Origin of the sequence: Streptomyces sp. NPDC017448, assembly GCF_044330565.1 — a bacterium.
Taxonomy (GTDB): Bacteria; Actinomycetota; Actinomycetes; order Streptomycetales; family Streptomycetaceae; genus Streptomyces.
The window spans coordinates 78,523-101,756 of record NZ_JBIRLM010000015.1 but is presented as its reverse complement, the minus strand read 5'-3'; the positions used below and the strand labels follow the sequence as shown (position 1 = coordinate 101,756).

The window sequence follows — 23,234 nt, the reverse complement described above, 5'->3', positions numbered from 1 at the left end:
CGACGCTACTCGTCTTGCTCTGACCGAACCGCATCAACGTCACGCTGAAGTGCCTGCGCCTGAGATCGGTAGTCGTCCACACGTCGTCTGATGTTGTTGAGTTGGAGCGCCAGCGCATCACGGACGGCAGCATGCCTCTGTTTGCCGCGTCGCAGGTAGCCCAGTGTCTGCGTCATAGTCACGACTACAGGGACTACCGTGACGGCTCCGAAGCCGACCATGGTCGAGACGAGCAGGAAGACGGCCCACTCAGGACGGGGCCCAGGGTCGTCAGCGGCGAGCCAGCGCAGGGCCTCAAACTCCGACAGAAGTAGGACCGCAACGACTGCGGCCCAGAGAGGGTTCAGGAAGGAGGGCGGGAAGGTCTTCAGCCGCTCCACGCCGTCGTCGAGCCGCTCGCTCATTTCCTTGTTGAGCTCGATTATTTGATTCGGAGTCGGGTGCTCTCCGACCTTCTTCAGCAACTTCTCTCCCTCCGTAGCCGTCGACTCGAGGTATTGCGCGCTGGCCAGGTAGATCTTCATCATCTGGTGCACCTCAAGGGCGCCCACCAGCCAGATCACCGGCACTACGGCGGCTATCGTCGCGGCAAAGGGTTCAGTCATCTGCATGCGCCCAGTGTGTCGAGGCTTGCCGGGAGGAGCATCCGGTTTGGGAAAGCCCTGCCCGCCAGTAGCCAGCTTCGTCACTCCTCAGCGGCAGCCAGCACGCCATGTTCATCTCTGCGCCAGACGGCACCAGCCGCGTCCGTGAACTGGAGTACGGGCCGGTTGTTGTCCACCGTAGCCTCCTGCCAGCGAGGCGACTCGAACACAGCTGTTCGTTGAGGCCCGAGTACAGCCACCGGCACTCCACGCCTTCCACTGTCAGGAAGGTGTTGAGATTCAACCTCTACCGCGTTGGCCGCATCGTATGTATCACCGAACCTGACCTTGACGTCCTTTACAGGCTCGTCACTGCCGTTTGCGACCTTGACCCTCCAACGGTCGTAGCCAATCAAGCTGCCAGCGGAATCTCGCTCTCGGTAGCCACTCGTATCGAAGATCATCGTGACTTGCTTGGCCTGGGCCCAGCGGCGTGTCTCTTCGGCTGCGTGAAGTTCAGCACGTTCTAGAGCTAGGTTCTGGGATTGCTCCGCAATGAAGTGCTGTTGCTCACGGATCTGTTGGCGCTGGCTCCTGATGGTCAGACCAGCGAACAGAGCTGCGCCACCCGCGAAGACTGCGGCTATCCAAGTGGGGGCGTCTCCCCAGTCGACTGAACTCATGCGCGCGAGATTACTGCTGCGGCACCCGCACGTCCCAGCGGGCATGTCACGATTCGTTCCCAACCACATAGGGGGACACCATGCGCACCCGTACCGCCGCCGCGTCCATATTCCTGGCCGCCACCCTCACCGCCTGCTCCACCGGCACCAGCAGCCCGGAGCCAGCCACCACGACGTCGACCGCGCCGAAGGCCGATCAGGCCACCACGGTGCAGGCCTGCGTCGACGCCGTCGCCGAACTCCCCGCCGGCCCCGACGGATCCGTCCCCTCCGACCCGGTCCCCGCGGAGTGCGCCGACCTCTCCGACAGCGAGTACCTCGACGCGTACATGGACGGCATCAGCCAGGCCAACCGTGAGGGCGTCGCCGACCTGGAGCAGCAGATCGAGGACGCCGCCGAGCAGTGACTGTGGCGCCGGGGTGGCCCACTCACCTGCGTCTGAGCGCGCGTGTTGGGGTGGGCCATTGGCTACCCTGAGTTCGGAGGGAGGCCGCCAATGGCACACGATCAGCAGCCCGACGAGGACAATCGGCTTCGCGACGGGAAGGGCCGGTACACCCGCAGCATCGAGTCCGTACGCCGCGACGCCGCCGCTGCCGACCTCCGCTCCGAGCGCAAGAGCTACCAGCAGATCGCCGACGAACTGGGGTACAGCGACAAGGGCGAGGCGTGGCGCGGGGTGCAGCGCGCGAAGGCCGACGTCGCCCGAGAGCCCGTCACCAAGCTGATCCGGTCGGAGGCGGCGCAGCTCGACGACCTGTACGTGTCCGCCCTCGAAGTCCTGGAGCGAGACCACGTGATGGTGTCGCACGGGAAGATCGTGAAGGACGACGACGGCACCCCGCTCCTCGACGACGGGCCAAAGCTGGCCGCGATCCGGGAACTGCGCACGATCCGGGAGTCGTACCGGAAGCTGTTCGGCGCCGACGCCCCGTCCCGCGTGAGCGTGGACGCGCAGCAACTCGGCGCGGAAATCAGCGCCCTGTTCGACCGGGTGACGGACGACGACAGCGTGGCGGGCGATGACGGCACCGACGGCTGACCTGGAGCACCTGCGCCACCAGATTGACCAGCTGGTCCGCGCCGGAGACACCCGCCAACTGAAGGTCGTCCGTGACCAGCTGAAGACCCACATCGACCGCCGCGCCCTCGCCCGCCGGACGCAGCGGTACGGGGCGACGCCGGTGCGGTGGGTGCAGGAGCGCCTCCGGCAGACGGTGTGGTCGAAGCAGCGGGAGATCCTCCACGCCGTCCGCGACCACCGGCGCACCGCCGTACGGTCCGGGCACGGCGTCGGGAAGTCCTGGACGGCCGCGCTCGTCGCCTGCTGGTGGCTCGACACCCACCCGCCCGGCGAGGCGTTCGTCGTGTCGACCGCCCCGACGTTCTCCCAGGTGCGGGCGATCTTGTGGCGGTACATCCGTAAGCACCACCGCACCGGCAAGTTGGCCGGCCGCGTGAACCAGACCGAGTGGCTCATCGACGACGAGCTGGTCGGGTACGGGCGGAAGCCGGCGGACACCGACGAGGACGGGTTCCAGGGCATCCACGCCCGGTACGTTCTCGTGATCCTGGACGAGGCGTGCGGGATCCCCGAGCAGCTGTGGACTGCGGCCGACGCGCTGGCGACGGGCCCGGACTGCCGGATCCTTGCGATCGGCAACCCCGACAACCCGGCGTCCCACTTCCGGAAGGTGTGCACCCCGGGATCGGGCTGGCACCAGATGTCGATCAGCGCGTTCGACTCCCCGAACCTGACCGGCGAGACCATCCCCGAGGACATGGCGGCCGCGCTCGTGTCCCGGGAGTGGGTGGAGGAGAAGGCGAGGGACTGGGGCGTCGACAACCCCATCTACCGGGCCAAGGTTTTGGGCGAGTTCAGCACGGACGCGGCGAACCAGGTGGTCCGCCAGTCCGACATCGCGCGCTGCCGGGCCGCGACCGACCACCGGCCGCGCCCGGAGGAGTTGGAGCCCGTTGAGCTCGGTGTCGACGTCGGCGGCGGCGGGGACGAGACGGTGATCCGGGAGCGGCGCGGGCGCCGGGCCGGCCGGGAGTGGTCCGCGCACACGGACCGGCCGGAGGTGATCGCCCCGCTGATCCTCCGCGCGATCAAGGAGTCTGGCGCCACCGCGGTGAAGGTCGACAGCATCGGGATCGGCTTCGGCGTGATCGGCGAACTCCGCAACGCGGCCACCCGCGGCGAGCACACGGCGCACATCATCGGCGTGAACGTCGGCAGTGCCGCCTCCGAGCCCGACAAGTTCATCAACCTCCGCGCCGAGATCTGGTGGTCCCTCGGCCGCGGCCTGTCCGAAGCGGCCGGGTGGGACCTGGCGATGATGGACAACGCCGACACCACGGTGGCGCAGCTCCTCGAACCGCGTTGGGACACCGACCCCAAGGGGCGGATCCGGGTGGAGCCGAAGGACGAGATTCGTAAGCGGCTCGGGCGCAGCCCGGACAACGCCGATGCCCTGCTGCTCGCGTACTACTCCGCGGGCCGCCCCCGAGTGAGGTGGCTGTGATGCCGAAGAAGTTCCTGTCCGTGGTGGCCAGCAGCACCCCCATGTTGAAGAAGTTGCGGCCGACCGCCATGAACACCGCAGGATTCGCGCTAATCTCGGCTGGAAGCTGGAGCATTTTCGGTATGGGCGTCGGGTTGATCACCGGTGGTGTCCTCACCGTCGTCCTCCAGTGGTGGGTCGACAGCGACTGACGGGCAGCGAGGAGGGGGCCATGGGCAAGACACTCATCGGCTCCCTCACCGCCCTCGCACAGCGCACCGCCGTCGACACCCCCATCCCGTTCGTCAGCCGCGGCGCCCAGCGCGCCCTCCCCTTCATGCGACCGGCCGGCGTGGAAGCGCAGATGCGGGCCATGGGTTCGGTCGGCACCCTCTTCTCGATCGTCAACCGCACCAGCAACGCCACCGCCCAGGTCGACTGGAAGCTGTGGCGGAAGGCCAAGTCGGGCAAGAAGGAAGACCGCGTCGAGGTCACCTCGCACGCGGCACTGGACCTGTGGAACAAGCCCAACCCATTCATGCCGCGGCAGGAGTTCGTCGAGACGTTCCAGCAGCACGTCGACCTGGTCGGCGAAGGCTGGTGGGTCATCGCCAAGCACCCGGCGGTGAAGACCCTCCCGCTGGAACTGTGGCCGGTCCGCCCGGACCGCATGACCCCCGTCCCGTCGCAGGAACGGTTCCTCGCCGGGTACGTCTACACGTCGCCCGACGGGGAGCAGATCCCTCTCGAACTCGACGAGGTCATCCAGCTGCGGATGCCCAACCCGCTGGACCCGTACCGCGGGATGGGCCCGGTGCAGGCGATCCTCGCCGACCTCGACGCCACCCGGTACAGCGCGGAGTGGAACCGGAACTTCTTCCTGAACAGCGCGGAGCCCGGCGGGATCATCGAGGTCCCCACCCCGCTCAGCGACCCCGACTTCGACCAGCTGCGGGACCGGTGGAACGAGCAGCACCGGGGCGTCGCCAACGCGCACCGGGTCGCGATCCTGGAGCACGGCAAGTGGATCGACCGGAAGCTCAGCCAGAGGGACATGCAGTTCGCTGAACTCCGAGGTGTGTCCCGGACCGTGATCCGCGAGGCGTTCGGTATTCCCTCGTTCGCGCTCGGCGAGGTCACCGACGTCAACCGCGCCACCGCCGAGGCCAGCAAGGCATGGTTCGCGGAACAGCTCACCGTCCCGCGCCTGGAGCGCATCAAGGGCGCCCTCAACCACGACCTCCTCCCCCTCTTCGGCGCGACCGCGCAGGGCCTGGAGTTCGACTACGAGAACCCCGTGCCGCCGGACCCGGAGACCGAGGCCGCGCAGCTCGTCGCGAAGTCGACGGCAGCGCAGTCCCTCATCGAGGCCGGCGCGTACGGGCCAGAAGTCCTCGCCGCGATCGGGCTGCCCGCCATCGCGTTCGGTCAGCCCGGCGCGGACCCGAACCGTGAGCTCCTCATCAAGCTCGTGACCCGGGCGCCGCTCCTCGCCCCGACGATCCTGCCGATGCTCGGCTTCGACGTTCCCGCCGCCGGTGCCCCAGCCGTGGCCCCGTCCAACTCGTTCAGCGCCCTGGCCGCGCAGCTTCTCGACGGCGACGGCATCGAGGCGGCGATGCGGTGGGTGGTGGTCGCCGAGGACGACGACAACACCTGCGCCCCGTGCGCGGAGAACGCTGGCCGCCTCTACCGCAACCGGGAGCAGGCGTACAAGGACTACCCCGGCGGCGCGGGCTACGTGCGCTGCGTCGGCGCGGAGCACGGCAACGACTGCCGGTGCAAGGTCGTCAAGCGGCGCGCTGGAGGCGACACATGAGCGGAGACCCCATGCCCCTGATCGCGGCCGTCGCCCGGCCGGAACACCTGACCGCCCGTGCCCGGCCGCAGGCCCCGCGTGCCTGGTACGAGATCCGCAACGCCGCCGACGCGGATGAGGCGGAGCTCCTCATCTACGACGAGATCGGCGGCTGGTTCGGGAACACCCCCGGCGAGATCGTCGACGAGCTGCGCGCGGTCACCGCCCCACGGCTCCGCGTCCGCATCAACTCCCCTGGCGGGTCGGTGTTCGACGGGATCGCCATCGCCAACGCGATCCGCCTGCACCCCGCGAACGTCACCGTCCAGGTCGACGGCATCGCCGCCTCCGCCGCGTCCGTCATCGCGATGGCCGGCGACCGCATCGTGATGACCCCGCAGTCGCAGCTGATGATCCACGACGCGTCCGGCATGTGCTTCGGCAACGCGGCGGACATGACCGAGATGGCGGCGCTCCTCGACACCCAGTCCGACAACATCGCCGACGCCTACGCAGAGCGAGCAGGCGGCACCCGCGAGGAGTGGCGCGAGCGGATGCGCGCGGAGTCCTGGTACCTCGCCGCCGAAGCGGTGGCGGCCGGCCTCGCGGACGAGGTGCTGCCGTCCCGCAAGGCGGCTGAGGAGCCGGAGCCCGCGCTCACGAACACCTGGGACCTGTCGGTGTTCCGGTACGCCGGCCGTGAGGAAGCGCCCGCGCCCGCGACCGGCGGGGTCCTCGACTCCGAGGCGCTCGCCACCGTTGGCGAGGGGCCCGTGTGTGACGGCCCGACGCTGCCCGCCCGGCCTGTCCCTTCGCCTCCGCCCGCCCGGGTCGAGATCAAGGGCGAGCACGGCCCCGAGCTGACGTTCACCGCCGGGTCCGTCCTCACCCCCGAGATGGTCGCCCTGCTCCACGCCGCGACCGCGCCCGCCGAGCCGGAGGCCCCGGCCGTCGAGAACCACACCACCGAACCGGAGCCCACCGTGGCCCCGGCCAACGACCAGCCCGACCCCGCAGTGGCGCCCGCCGCAGCGGCTGACGAACCCGCGTGGGCCACAGCAGTGGCCCACCTGATGACTCCGCCGCCCAGCGCGGACGACGAGTTCACCCGCCTGAAGGAGGCACTGCTGTGACCACCACGATGACGATCCCGCGCACCAGCAACGAGCTCGCCGAGATGCTCGGCGACCCGGCGAAGCTTCAGGAGGTGATGGCCTCGAAGGAGACGCTGACGGAGTTCATCACCGCGTACGGGCAGGCGCAGCAGGGCGACGGCACCGAGCTCAACCGCATGGTGGCCGAGGAGACCCAGAAGGTCTTCGCGCAGATGCTCAAGGACAACGACATGCCGGGCGCGGGGAAGGACGCGATCCAGCGTCTCGACCTGGACCCGCAGGCGAAGCGCGGCGGGATGCTCACCTCCCACCGGCAGGGCACCGCCCACAACCCGACCGCCGCCGGAGCCGTCCTCGACAAGAGCTTCGCGAACAGCACCGAGTACATCCGGACGATCTGGCACCGCACGGACCCGACCGCCGAGATCGGCGAGAAGCTGGCGCTGCTCCGCAACGCCGCCTCGTCCGTGTCCCCGGCGGACGGCGGGTTCCTCGTCCCCGAGGTCCTGCGCTCCCAGCTCCTCCAGATCGCCCTGGAGAAGAGCATCGTCCGCCCGCTGGCCACGGTCATCCCGATGGACTCGGCCCGCGTCCCGATGCCGATCATCGACACCACGTCGAACCAGGGCAGCGTGTTCGGCGGGATGATCGCCTACTGGGGCGAGGAAGGCGCAGCCCTGGAGGACTCCAACCCGAAGTTCGGGCGGGTCGACCTCGACGCGAAGAAGCTCACGGGCCTGTCCGCCGTCCCCAACGAGCTGCTCCAGGACTCCATCGTCTCCTTCGCCGCACTCATCGAACGGCTGTGGCCGGAGGCCCTGTCCTTCTCCGAGGACCAGGCGTTCATGAGCGGGAACGGCGTCGGCAAGCCCCTCGGGTTCATGGGCGCGAAGAACAAGGCGGCCGTCGCCGTCACCCGCGGCACCGCCTCGACGATCACGTACGTCGACATCGTCAACATGTACGCCCGGATGCTCCCCTCGTCGCTGTCCAACGCGGTGTGGGTCTGCTCCCCCGACGCCCTGCCCCAGCTCCTCCAGATGAGCCTCGACGTCGGCACCGGCGGCAACAGCGTCTTCGTCGTCAACGCCAGCTCGGCCATGCCGATGAGCATCTTCGGCCGCCCGCTCATCATCAGCGAGAAGGCCGGACAGCTCGGCGCCCGCGGCGACATCGCGTTCGTCGACCTCGCCTACTACCTCGTCGGCGACCGCCAGACCATGACCGTCGACTCCAGCACCGACTTCAAGTTCGGCAGCGACAAGACCACCTTCCGCATCATCCAGCGCGTCGACGGCCGCCCGTGGCTCCAGTCCGCCATCACCCCCGCCAACGGCTCCAGCAACAAGCTGTCGCCGTTCGTCGAACTCGCAGCCTGACCCCACCCTCACCCGGCCGGCGGCGGCAGCCACGCCCCGCCGCCGGCCACCACCCGGGTCGGCAGTGTCGCCCCGACAGGTACCAGACGACAGGAGTAGCTCATGGCTCAGAAGGCCCTCGGCAGGGAGTTCAACGCGCTGGCCCTCGCCGACAACAAGTGGGTCAGCCTCTCGGACGCGGGCGGGGTGGCGTTCGTCTGCTACCTCGCGGCGGCGGCGGGCGACACCTACACCCTCACCCAGGCACGGGACGCGGCCGGGACCGGTGCGAAGGCGCTGGCCTCGATCACCGAGTACCACACCAGTACCGGGGACGGCACGGACGCCTGGACCCGCCGCACGCAGGCCGCGGCGTCGACGGTCGTGACGGCGGCGGCGGCCACCCAGAACGCGATGGTCGTCGAGGTTGAGGCCACCTCGCTCGACGACGGGTTCGGGTACGTGCGCCTGGCGTCGACCGGCGCCGGTGCGGTGACCGCGCTGACCCGCGACCTGGCTGTGCAGCGGGCCCCGGAGAACCTGCCCGCGATGGCGGTCTGACCGTGGCTCTGTGGGTGTGCCTGGGGTGCACGGCCGTGTATTCGGTCGGTGCGCCCCGGTGCCCGCAGTGCGGCAGCACGAACCGACGAGAGGAAGGCGAAGACGTCATGGCGAAGATCACCGTGCACGGCGGCGCGACGAACGCGGACGCGCCCGAGCTCGAGCCCGAGGGTGGTGAGGACGTATCAGCTGGGAGCAGCTCCGAGACACCGTCCGAGAAGGCATCGACCTCGCCGCGGAAGAACGCAGCCGACCGCCCGAAGCCTGCCCCCAAGACGGGGAACCGCTCCGGGAAGGACCAGACGGACAGCTCTACTGCCCGTGGGACGGATGGCGACCAGACGGAAGCTACGTCGGACGCCGGTAACAGCTGATGGCCAGGCCCAGGCCCACCCGGCTCCAGCTCGCGCAGGCCGCCTACGCGGCGTACGGCGGGGCGACCGGCGGACTGAACTTCCGCGGCGACCCGATGCCCGAGTGGGACGACCTCGGCGGCGTGATCCAGCACGCGTGGCTCACCGCCGTGCAGGAGGTGGAGCAGCTGCTGCTGTCCCCGCCGCCCGCGCCCCGCACGCCCGAGACCGACACCGACTGACCTGGAGGAGGTGACATGCAGACCCCCGTCTACGCCACCCGCGAGGACATCAAGGCCGCCCTCGACGTCAAGCAGACCGCCCGCGCCACCCGCGCCATCGACCGCGCCCTCGCCTCCGGATCCCGCGCCGTGGACGGGCTCTGCCGCCGCCGCTTCTACCCGGAGTTGGCGTCCCGATCGTGGGACTGGCCGAACGGGCAGCGGGCCCGGCCGTGGCGGCTGTGGCTCGACGAGAACGAACTGATCTCCGTCACCGAAGTCACCACCGGCGGGACCATCGTCCCGGCCGACGCCGTGTTCCTGGAACCGAACGCGTACGGCCCGCCGTACAACCAGGTCCAGCTCGACACCGCGAGCGCCACCGCTGGGTGGATCGGCGGCGACACCCACCAGCGAACCATCACCATCACCGGCCTGTACGGGTACCGGAACGACGAGACCCACCTCGGCGAGACCACCGCGACCATCGACGGCACGGCCACCACGGTCACGGTCGACGCCACCACATCGGCGGACACCGGCGTCGGCAGCGTCCTCCGCATCGACGACGAGCGGCTCCTCGTCACCGGCCGCACGCAGGTCGACACCGGGCAGACCCTCGCCGCCGACGTGGACGGCCAGGCGAAGACCACCGTCATCCCCGTCCAGGACGGCACGGAGTTCGCGGTCGACGAGACTGTCCTCCTCGACGGCGAGCAGCTCCTCATCGTCGACATCGCCGGGAACTCGCTGATCGTGCGCCGGGCGTGGGACGGGTCGACGCTCGCGCCGCACACCGCTGGTGCCGCCCTCTACGCCCCCCGGGCCCTGGTCGTCACCCGGGGCGCGCTCGGCACCACGGCGTCCGCCCACCCGTCCGGCAGCAACGTGCACCGGTGGGATCCGCCGGCGCTCGCGCACCAGCTGGCCCTGGCCGAGGCGATCAACGTCCTGCTCCAGGAGCAGGCCGGGTGGTTCCGTACGGCCTCCGGCGGCAGCACCTCCCGCGAAGCGACTCTCGAAGCGCTCAAGTCGCTGCGCACCCAGACGTATGACGCGCTCGGCCGCAAGGCCCGACTGCGGGGGGTCTGACGTGCCCGACATCCAGATCCGCCTGAACATGACCCGCAACGGGCCGATCCGCGACGGCCGGTTCCAGCGCGCGATCCGCCAGTACTCCGACGACCTCCAGTACGCGGTCGCGCTCCACGGCGAGGACCTGGTGCAGCGCCGCCTGCGGCAGGTGCTCCAGCACCCGACGGGCTACTTCCAGTCCCGTGTCGGCGTCGAGCGGGGCCGCGGCGGCTACGTGGTCACCGACGGCGGGGTCATCTACGGGCACTGGCTGGAGGGCACGGGCAGCCGGAACTTCCCGGTGACGAGGTTCCGCGGGTACAGCACGTTCCGCAGGGTGAAGCCGATGGTCGACCGTGACGCGAACCGGATCGGCATGGAGCTTCTGGCCCGGTACCAGTCGAGGGGGCTCCTGCGATGAGCCTGCCGATCACGGACATCACCGACCGCGTCGTGTCCCACGCCATGAGCTTGGGCCTGTTCGAGACGGTCAACGAGGCCGAGCCGAAGAACGCCCCCGGCAACGGGCTCACCTGCGCCGTCTGGGCAGAGCGGATCGGGTTCATCCGCTCATCCGGCCTGGCCTCCGGCAGCGCTCGCCTGGTGTTCACGGTGCGGATCTACTCCAGCATCAACTCGTCCCCGGACGAGGCGATCGACCCGGCGATGCTCAACGCCGTCGACCAGCTCTTCGGTGCCTACAGCGGGGACTTCACCCTCGGCGGCCTCGTGCGGCACGTCGACCTCCTCGGCGCGCACGGCGTCCCCCTGGAGGCCGTCGCCGGATACCTCCTCGTCGAAGGCGGCGAGTACCGCGTCATGACGATCGTGCTGCCCCTCATCGTCAACGACCTCTGGGAGGAAGCATCATGACCAAGCAGAGTGGTCTCGGCGACTACCTGTACATCGCCGGGTACGACGCCTCCGGCGACATCGGCGCGGTCAACCGCGTCGGCGGCGGGCCCGCCGTCCTCGACGTCACCGCGATCAACAAGCTGGCGATGGAGCGCATCGGCGGGGTGAGGGATGGCGGCATCGACTACACCGCCTTCTTCAACCCCGCCGTCGGCGGCACCCACGCGAAACTCGGCGCACTCCCCACCACCGACGTCCTCATGACCTACGTACGCGGCGCCACCCTCGGCGGCCCCGTCGCGAACTGCGTCGCCAAGCAGCTCAACCACGATGGCACCCGCGGCGACGACGGCGCGTTCACCTTTGCCGGCGCCACGCAGGGCAACGGGTACGGACTGGAGTGGTGCACCGGACTCACCGCCGGGAAGCGCACCGACACCACCGCCACCAACGGGGTGGGTGTCGACTTCGGGGTCGGCTCCACCGCGTTCGGCCTCCAGGCGTACCTGCACGTCTTCGCGCTCACCGGGACCAGCGTCACCGTCAAGCTCCAGCAGTCCTCCGACAACGGTGGGTCGGACGTCTGGACCGACGTCGTCGGCGGCACGTTCACCGCGGCGACCGGCGTCACCAGCCAGCGGATCGAGACCGCGCGCGGCCAGACGGTGGAGCGGTACCTCCGGGCCGTCACCACCGGTGTGTTCACCAACGCGGTGTTCGCGGTCGCCGTGAACCGCAACGAAGTGGAGACGAAGTTCTGATGCAGCCGCTGAACAGGGTGGACCGGCAGCTCCTTGCGCCGGGCGCCTACCAAACGTACAGCATCGCCCAGCCCTCGGACACCCTCGTCCGCACGGCGTGCGAGCAGGCCGGGTGCGTGGCGTACGCCCGGGGGTGGCAGTCGACGATCGATGAGTCGACCCCGCTCGGCCAGCAGCAGGCCGCGTACATCCGCGCGAAGTCGGGGCGGACGTTCCGGGAGCAGCGCACCGGCGCGGGCCTGACGGTCTTCACCTTCGAGGCCCGGCAGCGGTGCTTCACCGACCACCAGACCCGCCCCCAGCTCTTCGCCGTCCGGGACGGGGACTGGCGCGGCAACCCCACCGGCCGCGTCCGCCAGCACCAGCGCGCGGCGGACTGGGTGGAGGACTTCGGCGAGCACCAGCTCCGCCTGAGCGACCAGCAGCAGAAGGGATAGGGCCATGGCCAAGGAGAGCGGTCTGGGGTGGACCACGTGCAGCGTCGATGACGCGACGGGCGCCCCGCAGGACATCCGCAACGACGTCACGAACCTCCAGTTCGCGACGCCGCGCGCGGTGCAGGATGTCACCGGCATCGACAAGTCCGCGATGGAGCGACTCCTGTTGCTCGCGGACTTCTCGGTGACGCTGAACGGGGTCTTCAACGACGCGGCCGGCAAGAGCCACGCCGTCTTCAAGACGGTGCCGTCCACGTCGGTGGCCCGGACGGTGACGCTCGCCGTGTCCGGTCAGACCCTCACCAACGAGTGCGTGTTCACCGACTACCCGCTGACCCGGTCCGACTCGGGTGAGCTGACGTGGGCGGTGCCCGGCGTTCTGTCCGACGGCACGGTTCCGACCTGGACGGGGGCCTGACGTGGCGGGCTACAGGCACAAGGCGAAGAAGATCACGGTCAAGTTCGAGGAGCCGCATGAGTACGCCGGGTTCGAGGCGACGCTGCGTGGCCAGCACCTCGGCGGTTTCCTGAACCTCATCGGGATCGGCGAGGTCGACATGTCGAGCCTCGGCGACCAGCTGCGGGAGATGGGCCATGCGCTGATCTCCTGGAACCTGGAGGACGAGGAGACCGGCGAGCCCGTACCGGCCACGCCCGAGGCGGCCATGGCCCAGGACCAGGACCTGATGATGGCCCTGGCCAAGGGGTGGCTTGACGGGCTGCGCGGTATCCCGGCCCCTTTGGAGCCGAGCTCGACCGATGGGCCGCCGTCCCTGGAGGCAAATATCCCGATGGAACCACTGTCGGAAAGCCTCGCGAGCTGATCTACGCGGAGACCGTCCTCGGCCTGTGCGAGCGGTTCCACTGCCTGCCCAGCGCCCTCCTCGCCGAGGACGCCTCCCTGTACCGGCTGCTCCTCATCGAGCAGCGCGGCAACCCGAAACGACCCGACGAAGGGGGGTGACACCAGATGGCCGACGACGTGACGATCGTGGTCCGCGTCCGCGACGCCACCACCCAGGGCATCAGCGCCGTGAACCGGTCCCTCCGGCGGCTGGAGGACGGCACGAAGGACATGGACAAGTCCTTCGGCAGCTTGGTGGGTACGGCCGTCTCGCTCGCACCGGCGCTCCTCCCGATCGCCGCGTCCACCGCGCCGCTCGTCGCCGGGATGGGCGCGGCCACCATCGGGGTCGCAGCGTTCGGGGCGGCGATCATCCCGCAGATCCAGGCCATGTCCGAGGCCGCCGAGGCGGAGAAGAAGTACACCGACGCGGTGGAGAAGCACGGCGCGGCGTCGGCGGAGGCCGCGAAGGCGGAGGAGGCCTACCTCGACTCCATCGAGGACATGCCCCCGGCCACCCGGGAGGCGGCCGCATCCCTGTCGGTCCTGAAGGAGCAGTACGAGGACTGGTCGAACAGCCTGTCCGACGACACGATGCCCGTCGCGACGAAGGCGTTCGCGACGCTGGGCGCCCTGTTCCCGAAGATGACGCCGCTGGTCCAGGGCACATCACGTGAGCTGGAACGGTTCGTCACCATCGCCGCCGGGGGCGTTCAGTCGCAGGGCTTCGAGCGCTTCATGGACTCGTTCGCCGACTTCTCCACGGTGTCCCTCGCGAAGGCGAACTCCGGCCTGGTGCAGTTCACCCGCACCCTCGACACCGGCGAAGTCGGCGGGGGCGTCGCCGAGTTCATGCAGTACGCCCGTGAGTCCGGGCCCCTCGTCGGCGAGACCCTCATGAACCTCGTCGAAGCCCTCTCCAACCTTCTCATCGCCTCAGCGGACACCGGCGTTGGGCTGCTCACCCTGATCAACGCGTTTGCCGGGCTCGTCGCCTCCGTCCCCCCGGAAGTCCTCACCCGCCTCCTCCAGCTGGCGCTCGCCTTCAAGGCGGTGAAGATGGCGGCGGCAGGCATGGCCGTGGCCGGGGCGGCGATGGCTGCGGTCCGGGTACAGGTCACCGCCGCCGGGGTCGCGGCGGTCGGGGCTGGCACCCGGATGGGCATGCTGACGGCCGCGTTCGCCGCCCTGTCGCGCGGAGCGAAACTCGCGGTCGCCGCCACCGGGGTTGGGCTCCTCGTCATCACGCTGATGGAGCTGTCGGACATCGGGAAGTCGACCCCACCGAACATCGACAAGATGACCAGCAGCCTCGGCCAGTTCGCCCAGTCGGGCAAGGCCGCAGGCGAGATGACCAGGGTCTTCGGCAAGGATCTGGACGGCCTCATGTCCAGCCTCAGCGTCCTGGCCGGGGCGGGCGTCAGCGCGGATGAGTTCTTCAAGCGGTTCGACGAGAACCCGATCGACCTCAAGGAAGCGAAGCAGGAGATCAAGGCGCTCGACGAGAGCCTCGCCTCCCTCGTGTCCGGCGGCAAAGCCGACCTGGCCGCCGCTGGCCTGGACCGCATCAAGACCATGATGGTCGAGGCCGGGTACTCCACCGCGGGGCTAAAGACGGCGCTCACCGAGTACGACGAAGCCCTCGCGAACGCCGCCTTCGAGCAGCAGCTCATCGCGGACAGCATGGGCGTGTTCGGCGAGCAGTCCCTCCAGGTGCAGGCCAAGCTCGATGCGCAGAAGCGGTCGGCGGACGGCCTCGCCCAGTCGATCAACGCCCTGTCGAACCAGTACATCCAGGCCCGCGGTGGGATCCGCGGCATGGAGGCGGCGATCGACGCGGCCGACGAGGCGATGCAGAAGAACGGGAAGACCCTCGACATCACCACGGAGAAGGGCCGCGCGAACCAGGAGGCGCTCGACAACCTGGCGACTGCGACGATGAAGGCCGCCGAGGCGGCCCGGGCGAACCATGCGCCGTGGGAGACCGTCAACGGGATCTACGACCGGGGCCGCACGAAGCTCATCGCGTCCGCGCAGGCCATGGGCATGACGGAGAACCAGGCCAGGAAGCTCGCGGCCCAGATCCTGAAGACCCCGGACAAAACAGCCCGCCTCAGGGGCAACATGGAGGACCTCCAGCAGAAGTTGAACGCGGCGAAGGCCAAGCTCAAGAGCGTCCCGGACTCCCGGCAGGCGAAGATCCGGGGCAACATCTACCAGCTGGAGCAGGCCATCGCGGAGGCCCGCCGCGAACTCAACGCGATCAACGGCAAGACGGCGCACACCTACGTGATCACCCACATGCAGGCCCGCAAGGAAGGCGCCCACGGCACGCAGCTCGGCTACGCGCACGGCGGTGTCATCGGCGCAGCAGCAGGCGGCCCCCGCTCCCGGATGACGCTCGTGGGCGAGCAAGGCCCCGAATTGGTCGACCTGGCCCCGGGGTCGCGCGTGCGGTCGAACCCCGACACGAAGCGGCTGCTGGCCGGCGGGCACGCAGGCGGTAGCGGGCAGCCGATCGTGGTGCAGCTCGCCCTCGACGGCCGGGCCCTGGCCGAGGTTCTCATCGACCCGCTGCGCGGCCAGATCCAGACCCTGTCCGGCGGCAACGTCCAGGCCGCCCTCGGCCAAGGGAGGGGATGACCATGCCGGTACCCGAGGCGCGCGTGCAGATCCAGGTCGACGGCGAGTGGGTCGACGTCACCGACGACGTGAAGGGCGGGGCCGAGCTGGTCCACACCCGGGGCCGGTCCGGGGAGGGCGCCCGCGTGGACCGGGCGTCCGTGAACTTGACGCTCAAGTCGCCCGACAGTCGCTACTACCCGCGGCACCCGATGTCCCCGTACTACGGGCGGCTCGGCCGGAACACCCCGATGCGGCATCAGGCCGGCGGCAGCCCGGTCACCCTCCGCGTCGGGGACACCCCGGCCGGGAGGCTGGCCACCCCGGACCACAGCAGCCTCGACATCACCAGCGACCTTGACCTGCGGGTCGATGTGGCAGCCGATACGTGGCCCACGACCGGGGACCCCCAAGAAGTCATGGCGAAGTGGCAGTCCACGGGCAACCAGCGGTCGTGGCTGCTGACGCTCTGGCGCTCCAGGATCCTGCTGTACTGGTCGGTGGACGGCACGGCCACCACCTCGAAGTCATCGGTAGCGATTCCGGCACGGCCAGGGCAGCGCGTTGCGATCCGCGCCACCCTCGACGTGAACAACGGGGCAGGCGGCCACACGGTGACCTTCTACACCGCCCCGACGATCGCGGGCCCGTGGACGGGTCTCGGGGCGCCGGCCGTCACCACCGGCACGACGAGCCTATTCAGCGGGTCCGCGCCGGTGGAGATCGGTGACGACAGCGGAAGCGCGTTTGCTCCCCTCGCGGGCACCGTCTTCGCAGCGGAGATCCGCAACGGAATCAACGGCGCCGTCGTCGCGAACCCGGACCTCACCGCCCAGGCCGCTGGCACGACCGCCTTCACCGACGCCGCTGGCCGCACGTGGTCGGTGTCCGGCGGCGCGGAGATCACCGCGCACCGGGCCCGGGCTGTGGTCGAGGTCCCGACGTGGGCTCCCCGTTGGACGGTGGGCGGTGCCGACATGGACGTGGCGCTCCAGGGCGCGGGCATCTTGCGCCGACTGTCCCAGGGCGCGAAGGCGTTGGAGTCGACGCTGCGCCGCCGGATCCCGTCGTACGGGCCGCTGGCCTACTGGCCGATGGAGGACCAGTCGGGTGCGACAGCCGCGTACTCACCGATCGAGGGGGTGGCTCCCCTCCGGGTGACGAAGGCCGCCTTCGGGCAGGATGCATCGCTGGCCGGGTCTTCGGCGCTGCCGACGATCGAGGCGGGCGGCCGGATGGTGGGCGCCGTTCCTGCCCCCGTGGGCAACTCAACACAGTGGTCGGTCCACATGGTCTACACCCTGGACGGCGCACCACCAGCATCGAACGGCGAGTTCCTGGCGTGGCGCACCTCGGGCACGATCCGCCGGTGGCGGCTTCTCCAACGCACCGGCATCGGCACGATCGAGGGCTACGACGCAGCCGGTGATCTCGTCATCAACCAGCCTGTATCCGTGGACGACGAGGACGTCCTGGCGGGCTGGAACCGCTACCGATTCCGGGTCTCACAGACTGGCGGCACCGTCTCCTGGCGCCTGTCGTGGATCAACATCAACGGGGACGTGGGCGGTTTCGGCGGTACGTACTCGGGCACGGTGGGCCGCGTCACCCAGATCGAGACGACGATCGGGGCGTCCGTCGATGGCCTGCGCGTTGGCCATATCGCCGTGTTCCCCGTCGAGCTGACCGATGCGTACACACTGGCTGACCACGGGTTCACCGGCGAGTCTGCTGGCGCGCGAGTGCTGCGCCTGGCGGCCGAAGAAGGGTTGTCGATCAGCCTCTACGGCAAGCCGGACGACACGGTGGCCATGGGCCCGCAGCGCCCGGATACCCTCCTGAACCTGCTGTACGAGTGCGAGGCGTCCGACGGCGGAATCCTGTACGAGGACCGGGAGCGGCTGGGCCTCGTGTACCGGACTCGGACCACGCTGTACAACCAGGAGCCCGTCCTGACGTTGGCGTACTCCCAGATCGTTCAGCCGTTCGAACCGGTTGACGACGACGCCCACATCCGGAACGACGTCACCCGGTCCCGTGCTGGCGGGAGTTCCGTACGGCTGGTCCGGGAGTCCGGGCCGCTCTCCGTGGCCCCGCCGCCCGCCGGAGTCGGTACGTACGACGAGGCTGTGGAGCTGTCGGTGGCGGCCGACCACCAGCTCGACGACATCACGGCATGGGCGCTGCATCTGGGGACGTGGGATGAGGCCCGGTACAAGCAGGTCCGCATCCTGCTGCACAAGCACCCCGAGCTGATCAAGGCAGCGTCCGCCCTGGACGTCGGCGACTTGGTCCGGATCACGGACCTGCCCGCGTACCTGCCGCCGGGCCCGGTGGACCTGCTGGTGGAGGGCTACCGGGAGACGCTGAGCAACCTGTCCTGGGAGCTGATCCTCAACTGCTCGCCCGCCGGCCCGTGGCAGGTGGGCGTGGTGGAGGATCCGGTGCGGGGCCGGGCGGACACCGACGGCACCGAGCTGGCCGCGCCGGTGTCGGCCACCGCGCCGATGTGGCCGATCACGGTGACGGCCGGACCCGACTGGATCACCACCGCGGAGCACCCGTCCCAGTTCCCCTTCGACGTGACGGCCGGCGGGGAGCAGGTGACCGTGACCGCGATCACCGGCGTGGCCGAGGATTCATTCGGGCGGACCGTGGCGGCCGGGTGGGGCACGGCGGACAGCGGGCAGCCCTGGACGACTGACGGGGGCGCCCCCGCCGATTACGCCGTGGCGGCCGGCACCGGCCGGCACATCATGAACACGACCAACACCATCCGGGTGGCCACCACGCCGGTCGCGACTCCGGACGTGGACCTCCGCGTCGACTGGGCGCTGTCCGCCCTACCCGTCGGCGACAGCGCCTATGTGTTCCCCGCCCTGCGAGTCACTGACTTGACCCACATGTACTTCGGGCGGATCCAGATCGCCGCAAGCGGGGCGATGACTCTGACGCTGCGCCGTCGGAACGGACCGGAGGTGCAGCTCGGGTCGCCGCTCGTCACTGGGCTGACCTATGTCCCCGGCACCTGGTACACGGTGCGCCTGGCCGCGTCCGGCAGCACCCTCAGCATGAAGCTCTGGGCGCGCGACACAGCCGAACCTGCCGGGTGGCAGCTGTCGGTCGTCGACACCGAACTGACGGCCGCAGGCTCTGTGGGGGTCCGCAGCCTCCTCGGCTCCGCGGCAAGTAACCCGCCGCTCACCCTCCAGGTCGACAACCTTCACTGCGGCCCACAGGCGATGACGGTCACCCGGTCCGTCAACGGCATCACCAAACCGCACGCCGCCGGGACGCCGCTGTCCCTCACCCACCCGATGCGCGCAGCACTCTGAAGGGAGCACCATGCCGATCCTCGCGGGCCAGATCGTCACCGCCGGGCAGCTCAACCGGATGCAGCCCCGGGTGGAAGCCGCCGGTGCCAGTGCGGCCCTCACTGCCACCACCACCTACGAGCTGATCCCCGGGTGCAGCATCCCCCTGACCACCCAGGCCCCGGGTGCCACCTACTCCGCCATCGCCGTGTTCGACTGCTCGGTCACCACCGCCCACGCCACCAACCTCATGGTCGGCCGCCTGGTAGTCGACGGCTCTCCGCAGAACGGCCTGGCGATCCACGCCATGGACACCCTCGACCGCGACACCGTGACGATGGTGTGGTCGGGGACTCTCCCTGCCGCAGGAAGCCACACCCTTCACCTGGAAGGCGTCATCAACGCGGCCGGGGGTGCGGGCCTCTTCCACATCAATAGCCGGTTCACCGTCACGCTCACAGAAGTCGTCTGATCTGTCTGACAACCCCGCGGCACACCACATCTGGAGACTCCCATGGCCACACCGCTCACCGCCGACAAGCTGCTCAAAGCCCTGCGCGACGAAGGGCTCAACGTCGTCGAGCACCGGAGCTGGCGCACCAACAACCGCAACCACAAAGGGCCGTGGGGCCCGACGCACGGGGTGATGATCCACCACACCGTGTCCGCCGGGACCGTGTCCTCCGTCGAGCTCTGCTACAACGGCCACTCCCGCCTGCCGGGCCCGCTCTGCCACGGCGTCATCGCGAAGGACGGGACCGTCTACCTCGTGGGGAACGGGCGGGCCAACCACGCCGGGCTCGGCGACGACGACGTCCTCCGCGCGGTGATTGCTGAGCGGGACCTCCCGCCGGACAACGAGGCCACCACCGACGGCAACCGGCACTTCTACGGGTTCGAGGCCGTCAACCTCGGCGACGGGAAGGACCCCTGGCCCGAGGCGCAGCTGCTGGCGATCGAGCGGGCGGCCGCCGCGATCTGCCGAGCGCACGGCTGGTCGGAGCGGTCCGTGCTCGGGCACCTGGAGTGGCAGCCGGGCAAGATCGACCCGCGCGGGTTCGGGATGGACTGGATGCGGGGCCGGATCGGCGACCGGCTGGGCGGGGAGCCGGAGCGCCCGCCGACCCCGCCGACCCAGCCGCCGGCCGCGAAGCCCTCGAAGCCGAAGTACGAGCCGTTCCCGGGGGCCGCGTTCTTCAGGGCCGGGCGCCGCAGCGCGATCGTCACGGCGATGGGCAAGCGACTCGTCTCCGAGGGCTGCGGCCGGTACCAGGTCGGCCCGGGGCCCCGATGGTCGGAGGCGGACCGGATGTCGTACGCCGCCTGGCAGCGCAAGTGCGGGTACTCCGGCGCCGCCGCCGACGGCATCCCCGGGAAGAGCAGTTGGGACCGGCTCCGCGTGCCCAACGTCTGACCCACCCGGGCCAGGCACTCTCACCTCACAGAAACGGAACCCTCACCATGAAGACCATCTTCGGGCGCGAGCCCGCCCTCTGGCTCAACAGCCTGGCCGCGACCCTCGGCCTGGTCGTCACCTTCAACGTCGGCCTCTCGGTGGAGCAGGCGGGGTGGATCGTGGCCACCGCCACCGCCATCCTCGGCGCGATCGCCGCCGCCCTCACCCGCCCGATCGCCGTGCAGGCGTTCACCGCACTCGTCGCGACCGTCGCCTCCGCAGTCTCCGCGTTCGGCTTCGAAGTCGCCCCGACCACCACGGCCGCCGTCAACGGTGTCGTGCTCGCCGCCCTGATGTTCATCACCCGCGGACAGGTCACCCCCATCACCCCGCCGCCGGCCCCGGCCCGACCGACCAGCGTTTGACCAGAGCGAGTGGAGTAGCACGTGCCTGATGAGCCGACTCTCGGCGAGGTGATGCGCCGCCTCGAAGACGTCCGTACGGACTTGAAGGACGACCTCCGGGAGATGGGGACTCGACTCGACAGCAAGGTGTCTCTGGAGCGGTACCAGCTGGAGCAGCTCGCGAAAGATGAGGCGCTCCGGCAGGTGGCCGAGCGGGTCCGGGGCATCGAGGAGGCGCGGGAGCAGGCGGCGGAGCGGCGGCGAGCGGACGAGCAGCGTGCGGCTGACCGGCGCGCCGCCGACCGCCGACTCATCTTCACCGCGTTGGTTGCCCCGGTCCTGCTCCTGATCCTGACGGTGTACCTCAGCGCGAAAGGAGCTGCGGCGTGAGCGGCGTGAGGCGACACAAGAGCCCCGGTGCCGACCGGCGGCGCAGTGATGTGGTGTTCGGCCTCGTCGCCGCTGCGGTGCTGCTGGGGTTTGGGGCCCTGGTGGTGATGGTCCAGGGCCTGGCGGCTGAGTTGCGTACGGCGAACCTTGCCCGGGATCAGCTGGCGCAGCAGGTGGAGCGGCTCGGCGGGACGCCGGTGGCGGGTCCGCCGGGGTCGCGCGGGGAGCAGGGCGTGTCGGTGGTCGGGCCGCGGGGCCCGCAGGGTGCGACGGGCCCGACTGGGCCGGCGGGTCGGGCCGGGCCGTCGGGTTCGCCGGGGGCGGGCGGAGAGCCTGGGGCGGACGGGGCGCCCGGCCCGGCAGTCACGGGCGCCCCTGGACGCGACGGCGTAGACGGCGCGGACGGGGCCCACGGGGCGGACGGCGCTCCTGGTGAGCGCGGTGAGAAGGGCGAGCAGGGTGACCCGGGCGAGCGCGGGCCAGCGGGTCCTCCCGGCCCCGACTGCCCGACGGGGTACTCGTTGCAGCCGCCGCCGGGTGATCCGGACGGGTTGATGTGCCGCCGTGATGGGGCTCCCGCGCCGTCAGATCCTGATCCGTCGCCGCTGGCTCTGGATCCGTTCCGCCGCCAGTACCCGTGAGCTATGCCGAAGCCCCCTTCCGCCAGGTGCGGGAGGGGGCTTTCGTACGTCCTCTACGGCCTGACTTCCCAGACTTCGGCCACGGCACCGTCGTAGTCCCGCACTTCGAAGCGGCCGGTCGGAACCGCAACGGCTTCCCACACACCTTCGGGCGACGTGAAGCCCGGCGGGGGGCCAGCAGGCATGCTCGCGCGGTCGTACCACCGGCCGTCTTCCTTCGCGGGGAGGAAGCCCGGCGGGAGGTCGGCGGCCGGGCGGATCACGATGTAGTCCGTCACGCTCACCCGTCCTGCGCTGCGGTCTCGTCTGCCTTCTTCTTGAGGCGACGCACGTACTCCCTCGTCCACCCGGTGATGCGGGCGACGGTCGCCTGGTTGCCGCGCTCCTCGCCCTGCTGGAGGGCGGCCACGGCTTCGGCCTGGAGGTCTTCGCGCGCGGCTTCAAGCGCTTGCTCTGCCTCGCGGTACCGCTGGGCTGAGAGTTCGAGTCGGGCTGTGTCCATGGCCCCACCCTCCCACAAGCTAGGCCAACTCTCTATGCCTACCCCGTTGACAATAGCCAACCGAGTAGGCCAACATAGGTCTCACAAGGAAGCGCACCGACCGGGGAGACCAGATGAACGCCACCGCAGCACACACCAACTGCCTCCGCTGCGGTCGCCACCTCACCTCCGCCCGCTCCCAGTCCACCGGCTACGGCCCCAAGTGCGCCCGCCACATCCGCACCGCCACCACCGACACCACCGGCTACAAGGCCCACCAGATCACCTCCGCCCGCGAGCTCATCGAGGACGCCGCGATCATCCCCCTCCGCGGCCAGGTCTTCACCGCCGTCTCCACCGACGGCACCGAGACCTACCTGACCCACCCGTCGAACTGCACCTGCCCCGCCGGCCTGAAGTCCGGCCGCTGCTACCACCAGCTCGCCGCCCGCCTGCTGCTCGCCGCCTGACCCCGTGAGGGAGACCCCCGTGTTCACCATCCACCTCATCGCCTACACCACCGCCACCGAGACCGGCGTCGCCCGCGTCGGCACCGATCACGCCACCCCCACCCACAACGAGATGACCACCGGCATCCCCGGCCTGCTCACCTGGCTCGACCTCGGCCGCGAGCCGCAGTACACCCTCCGCTACGAGAACCGCACCGGCCCGGTGGAGAAGACGGTGGGCGCCGCCGGGGTGGAGACGGTCGGTCGGGTGCTGATGCGCCTGGCCGACCGGGACGAGGTGTGGAACATCGAGTGCTTCGACGCGGAGGGGTACGAGGTGACGTTCGCGTTCGCTGTGTTCACCTCCTGAGCAACGCAACAGCGC

Annotated in this window: 29 protein-coding genes; 25 read left to right on the top strand and 4 right to left on the bottom strand. The window is 70.0% G+C overall.

What is annotated here, in order from left to right:
- Positions 1-5: 5 nt before the first annotated feature.
- Together ACH4K1_RS23285 and ACH4K1_RS23280 are read right to left on the bottom strand one after the other, a co-directional pair.
- Positions 6-611: a hypothetical protein gene (locus ACH4K1_RS23285; protein ID WP_398091205.1), complete on the bottom strand. Its 606-nt coding sequence runs from the start codon at positions 609-611 to the stop codon at positions 6-8.
- Between the two features lie 74 nt (positions 612-685).
- Positions 686-1,267 (bottom strand): hypothetical protein, encoded by a 582-nt coding sequence (locus tag ACH4K1_RS23280; protein ID WP_398091204.1) that lies wholly within the window; start codon positions 1,265-1,267, stop codon positions 686-688.
- A gap of 80 nt (positions 1,268-1,347) precedes the next feature.
- On the opposite strand from ACH4K1_RS23280, the gene ACH4K1_RS23275 reads away from it, so the two are divergent.
- The 23 genes from ACH4K1_RS23275 (at position 1,348) to ACH4K1_RS23165 (ending at position 21,278) form a co-directional block, all read left to right on the top strand.
- On the top strand, positions 1,348-1,674 hold the full coding sequence (locus tag ACH4K1_RS23275) for a hypothetical protein (protein WP_398091203.1): 327 nt from the start codon (positions 1,348-1,350) through the stop codon (positions 1,672-1,674).
- A 90-nt stretch (positions 1,675-1,764) separates the two neighbouring features.
- The gene (locus tag ACH4K1_RS23270; protein ID WP_398091201.1) at positions 1,765-2,310 is read left to right on the top strand and encodes a hypothetical protein; all 546 of its coding nucleotides are present in this window, start codon (positions 1,765-1,767) and stop codon (positions 2,308-2,310) included.
- Positions 2,291-3,796, top strand: a complete 1,506-nt coding sequence (locus tag ACH4K1_RS23265) for a hypothetical protein (protein WP_398091200.1) — start codon at positions 2,291-2,293, stop codon at positions 3,794-3,796. Before ACH4K1_RS23270 ends, ACH4K1_RS23265 begins: the two co-directional genes overlap by 20 nt.
- Positions 3,796-3,987 (top strand): hypothetical protein, encoded by a 192-nt coding sequence (locus ACH4K1_RS23260; protein WP_398091199.1) that lies wholly within the window; start codon positions 3,796-3,798, stop codon positions 3,985-3,987. The genes ACH4K1_RS23265 and ACH4K1_RS23260 overlap by 1 nt, the downstream gene beginning before the upstream one ends.
- 20 nt (positions 3,988-4,007) lie before the next feature.
- Positions 4,008-5,594 carry a phage portal protein gene (locus ACH4K1_RS23255; protein WP_398091198.1) on the top strand — a complete coding sequence of 529 codons (1,587 nt, stop codon included), beginning with the start codon at positions 4,008-4,010 and terminating at the stop codon, positions 5,592-5,594.
- Positions 5,591-6,706, top strand: a complete 1,116-nt coding sequence (locus tag ACH4K1_RS23250; RefSeq protein ID WP_398091197.1) for a head maturation protease, ClpP-related — start codon at positions 5,591-5,593, stop codon at positions 6,704-6,706. Before ACH4K1_RS23255 ends, ACH4K1_RS23250 begins: the two co-directional genes overlap by 4 nt.
- A complete protein-coding gene (locus ACH4K1_RS23245; RefSeq protein ID WP_398091196.1) occupies positions 6,703-8,067 on the top strand; it encodes a phage major capsid protein in 1,365 nt (454 codons plus the stop codon). The genes ACH4K1_RS23250 and ACH4K1_RS23245 overlap by 4 nt, the downstream gene beginning before the upstream one ends.
- A gap of 102 nt (positions 8,068-8,169) precedes the next feature.
- The gene (locus tag ACH4K1_RS23240; RefSeq protein WP_398091195.1) at positions 8,170-8,607 is read left to right on the top strand and encodes a hypothetical protein; all 438 of its coding nucleotides are present in this window, start codon (positions 8,170-8,172) and stop codon (positions 8,605-8,607) included.
- A 107-nt stretch (positions 8,608-8,714) separates the two neighbouring features.
- Positions 8,715-8,981 carry a hypothetical protein gene (locus tag ACH4K1_RS23235; RefSeq protein WP_398091194.1) on the top strand — a complete coding sequence of 89 codons (267 nt, stop codon included), beginning with the start codon at positions 8,715-8,717 and terminating at the stop codon, positions 8,979-8,981.
- The gene (locus ACH4K1_RS23230) at positions 8,981-9,202 is read left to right on the top strand and encodes a hypothetical protein (RefSeq protein ID WP_398091193.1); all 222 of its coding nucleotides are present in this window, start codon (positions 8,981-8,983) and stop codon (positions 9,200-9,202) included. Before ACH4K1_RS23235 ends, ACH4K1_RS23230 begins: the two co-directional genes overlap by 1 nt.
- A gap of 15 nt (positions 9,203-9,217) precedes the next feature.
- Positions 9,218-10,273, top strand: a complete 1,056-nt coding sequence (locus ACH4K1_RS23225) for a hypothetical protein (protein ID WP_398091192.1) — start codon at positions 9,218-9,220, stop codon at positions 10,271-10,273.
- Position 10,274: 1 nt separating this feature from the next.
- Complete coding sequence (locus tag ACH4K1_RS23220) at positions 10,275-10,676, top strand: hypothetical protein (protein WP_398091191.1); 402 nt, start codon at positions 10,275-10,277, stop codon at positions 10,674-10,676.
- Positions 10,673-11,128 (top strand): hypothetical protein, encoded by a 456-nt coding sequence (locus tag ACH4K1_RS23215; protein WP_398091190.1) that lies wholly within the window; start codon positions 10,673-10,675, stop codon positions 11,126-11,128. Before ACH4K1_RS23220 ends, ACH4K1_RS23215 begins: the two co-directional genes overlap by 4 nt.
- On the top strand, positions 11,125-11,871 hold the full coding sequence (locus ACH4K1_RS23210) for a hypothetical protein (RefSeq protein WP_398091189.1): 747 nt from the start codon (positions 11,125-11,127) through the stop codon (positions 11,869-11,871). The genes ACH4K1_RS23215 and ACH4K1_RS23210 overlap by 4 nt, the downstream gene beginning before the upstream one ends.
- A complete protein-coding gene (locus ACH4K1_RS23205; protein WP_398091188.1) occupies positions 11,871-12,308 on the top strand; it encodes a hypothetical protein in 438 nt (145 codons plus the stop codon). The genes ACH4K1_RS23210 and ACH4K1_RS23205 overlap by 1 nt, the downstream gene beginning before the upstream one ends.
- 4 nt (positions 12,309-12,312) lie before the next feature.
- Entirely contained in the window at positions 12,313-12,726 is a 414-nt protein-coding gene (locus tag ACH4K1_RS23200; RefSeq protein WP_398091187.1) for a hypothetical protein, read from the top strand.
- Position 12,727: 1 nt separating this feature from the next.
- Positions 12,728-13,132 carry a hypothetical protein gene (locus tag ACH4K1_RS23195; protein WP_398091186.1) on the top strand — a complete coding sequence of 135 codons (405 nt, stop codon included), beginning with the start codon at positions 12,728-12,730 and terminating at the stop codon, positions 13,130-13,132.
- A 146-nt stretch (positions 13,133-13,278) separates the two neighbouring features.
- Positions 13,279-15,795, top strand: a complete 2,517-nt coding sequence (locus ACH4K1_RS23190) for a hypothetical protein (protein WP_398091185.1) — start codon at positions 13,279-13,281, stop codon at positions 15,793-15,795.
- Positions 15,792-19,109: a hypothetical protein gene (locus ACH4K1_RS23185; protein ID WP_398091184.1), complete on the top strand. Its 3,318-nt coding sequence runs from the start codon at positions 15,792-15,794 to the stop codon at positions 19,107-19,109. Before ACH4K1_RS23190 ends, ACH4K1_RS23185 begins: the two co-directional genes overlap by 4 nt.
- Before the next feature lie 10 nt (positions 19,110-19,119).
- Positions 19,120-19,560, top strand: a complete 441-nt coding sequence (locus tag ACH4K1_RS23180) for a hypothetical protein (protein WP_398091183.1) — start codon at positions 19,120-19,122, stop codon at positions 19,558-19,560.
- A gap of 42 nt (positions 19,561-19,602) precedes the next feature.
- Positions 19,603-20,502 (top strand): peptidoglycan-binding protein, encoded by a 900-nt coding sequence (locus tag ACH4K1_RS23175; RefSeq protein ID WP_398091181.1) that lies wholly within the window; start codon positions 19,603-19,605, stop codon positions 20,500-20,502.
- 47 nt (positions 20,503-20,549) lie between these two features.
- Positions 20,550-20,909: a hypothetical protein gene (locus ACH4K1_RS23170; protein ID WP_398091180.1), complete on the top strand. Its 360-nt coding sequence runs from the start codon at positions 20,550-20,552 to the stop codon at positions 20,907-20,909.
- A gap of 21 nt (positions 20,910-20,930) precedes the next feature.
- Positions 20,931-21,278 carry a hypothetical protein gene (locus tag ACH4K1_RS23165; RefSeq protein WP_398091179.1) on the top strand — a complete coding sequence of 116 codons (348 nt, stop codon included), beginning with the start codon at positions 20,931-20,933 and terminating at the stop codon, positions 21,276-21,278.
- Positions 21,279-21,972: 694 nt separating this feature from the next.
- On the opposite strand, the gene ACH4K1_RS23160 is transcribed toward ACH4K1_RS23165, so the two are convergent.
- A complete protein-coding gene (locus ACH4K1_RS23160) occupies positions 21,973-22,197 on the bottom strand; it encodes a hypothetical protein (protein WP_398091178.1) in 225 nt (74 codons plus the stop codon).
- A gap of 2 nt (positions 22,198-22,199) precedes the next feature.
- Positions 22,200-22,421, bottom strand: coding sequence for a hypothetical protein (locus ACH4K1_RS23155; RefSeq protein ID WP_398091177.1), 222 nt, complete (start codon positions 22,419-22,421; stop codon positions 22,200-22,202).
- 113 nt (positions 22,422-22,534) lie between these two features.
- Here ACH4K1_RS23155 and ACH4K1_RS23150 point away from each other — a divergent pair, with 113 nt between their 5' ends.
- Positions 22,535-22,870 carry a DUF6011 domain-containing protein gene (locus ACH4K1_RS23150; protein ID WP_398091176.1) on the top strand — a complete coding sequence of 112 codons (336 nt, stop codon included), beginning with the start codon at positions 22,535-22,537 and terminating at the stop codon, positions 22,868-22,870.
- 19 nt (positions 22,871-22,889) lie between these two features.
- Positions 22,890-23,219, top strand: a complete 330-nt coding sequence (locus ACH4K1_RS23145; protein WP_398091175.1) for a hypothetical protein — start codon at positions 22,890-22,892, stop codon at positions 23,217-23,219.
- Positions 23,220-23,234 lie beyond the last annotated feature (15 nt).

Bases quoted from the DNA above. Each gene is read 5' to 3' on its own strand.
- ACH4K1_RS23155 (WP_398091177.1), bottom strand. From the start codon at position 22,421: ATGGACACAGCCCGACTCGAACTCTCAGCCCAGCGGTACCGCGAGGCA.
- ACH4K1_RS23280 (WP_398091204.1), bottom strand. From the start codon at position 1,267: ATGAGTTCAGTCGACTGGGGAGACGCCCCCACTTGGATAGCCGCAGTC.
- ACH4K1_RS23215 (WP_398091190.1), top strand. From the start codon at position 10,673: ATGAGCCTGCCGATCACGGACATCACCGACCGCGTCGTGTCCCACGCC.
- ACH4K1_RS23170 (WP_398091180.1), top strand. From the start codon at position 20,550: ATGAAGACCATCTTCGGGCGCGAGCCCGCCCTCTGGCTCAACAGCCTG.
- ACH4K1_RS23285 (WP_398091205.1), bottom strand. From the start codon at position 611: ATGCAGATGACTGAACCCTTTGCCGCGACGATAGCCGCCGTAGTGCCG.
- ACH4K1_RS23265 (WP_398091200.1), top strand. From the start codon at position 2,291: ATGACGGCACCGACGGCTGACCTGGAGCACCTGCGCCACCAGATTGAC.
- ACH4K1_RS23260 (WP_398091199.1), top strand. From the start codon at position 3,796: ATGCCGAAGAAGTTCCTGTCCGTGGTGGCCAGCAGCACCCCCATGTTG.
- ACH4K1_RS23250 (WP_398091197.1), top strand. From the start codon at position 5,591: ATGAGCGGAGACCCCATGCCCCTGATCGCGGCCGTCGCCCGGCCGGAA.
- ACH4K1_RS23210 (WP_398091189.1), top strand. From the start codon at position 11,125: ATGACCAAGCAGAGTGGTCTCGGCGACTACCTGTACATCGCCGGGTAC.
- ACH4K1_RS23185 (WP_398091184.1), top strand. From the start codon at position 15,792: ATGACCATGCCGGTACCCGAGGCGCGCGTGCAGATCCAGGTCGACGGC.
- ACH4K1_RS23180 (WP_398091183.1), top strand. From the start codon at position 19,120: ATGCCGATCCTCGCGGGCCAGATCGTCACCGCCGGGCAGCTCAACCGG.
- ACH4K1_RS23240 (WP_398091195.1), top strand. From the start codon at position 8,170: ATGGCTCAGAAGGCCCTCGGCAGGGAGTTCAACGCGCTGGCCCTCGCC.
- ACH4K1_RS23230 (WP_398091193.1), top strand. From the start codon at position 8,981: ATGGCCAGGCCCAGGCCCACCCGGCTCCAGCTCGCGCAGGCCGCCTAC.
- ACH4K1_RS23225 (WP_398091192.1), top strand. From the start codon at position 9,218: ATGCAGACCCCCGTCTACGCCACCCGCGAGGACATCAAGGCCGCCCTC.
- ACH4K1_RS23205 (WP_398091188.1), top strand. From the start codon at position 11,871: ATGCAGCCGCTGAACAGGGTGGACCGGCAGCTCCTTGCGCCGGGCGCC.
- ACH4K1_RS23270 (WP_398091201.1), top strand. From the start codon at position 1,765: ATGGCACACGATCAGCAGCCCGACGAGGACAATCGGCTTCGCGACGGG.
- ACH4K1_RS23200 (WP_398091187.1), top strand. From the start codon at position 12,313: ATGGCCAAGGAGAGCGGTCTGGGGTGGACCACGTGCAGCGTCGATGAC.
- ACH4K1_RS23150 (WP_398091176.1), top strand. From the start codon at position 22,535: ATGAACGCCACCGCAGCACACACCAACTGCCTCCGCTGCGGTCGCCAC.
- ACH4K1_RS23255 (WP_398091198.1), top strand. From the start codon at position 4,008: ATGGGCAAGACACTCATCGGCTCCCTCACCGCCCTCGCACAGCGCACC.
- ACH4K1_RS23175 (WP_398091181.1), top strand. From the start codon at position 19,603: ATGGCCACACCGCTCACCGCCGACAAGCTGCTCAAAGCCCTGCGCGAC.
- ACH4K1_RS23235 (WP_398091194.1), top strand. From the start codon at position 8,715: ATGGCGAAGATCACCGTGCACGGCGGCGCGACGAACGCGGACGCGCCC.
- ACH4K1_RS23190 (WP_398091185.1), top strand. From the start codon at position 13,279: ATGGCCGACGACGTGACGATCGTGGTCCGCGTCCGCGACGCCACCACC.
- ACH4K1_RS23275 (WP_398091203.1), top strand. From the start codon at position 1,348: ATGCGCACCCGTACCGCCGCCGCGTCCATATTCCTGGCCGCCACCCTC.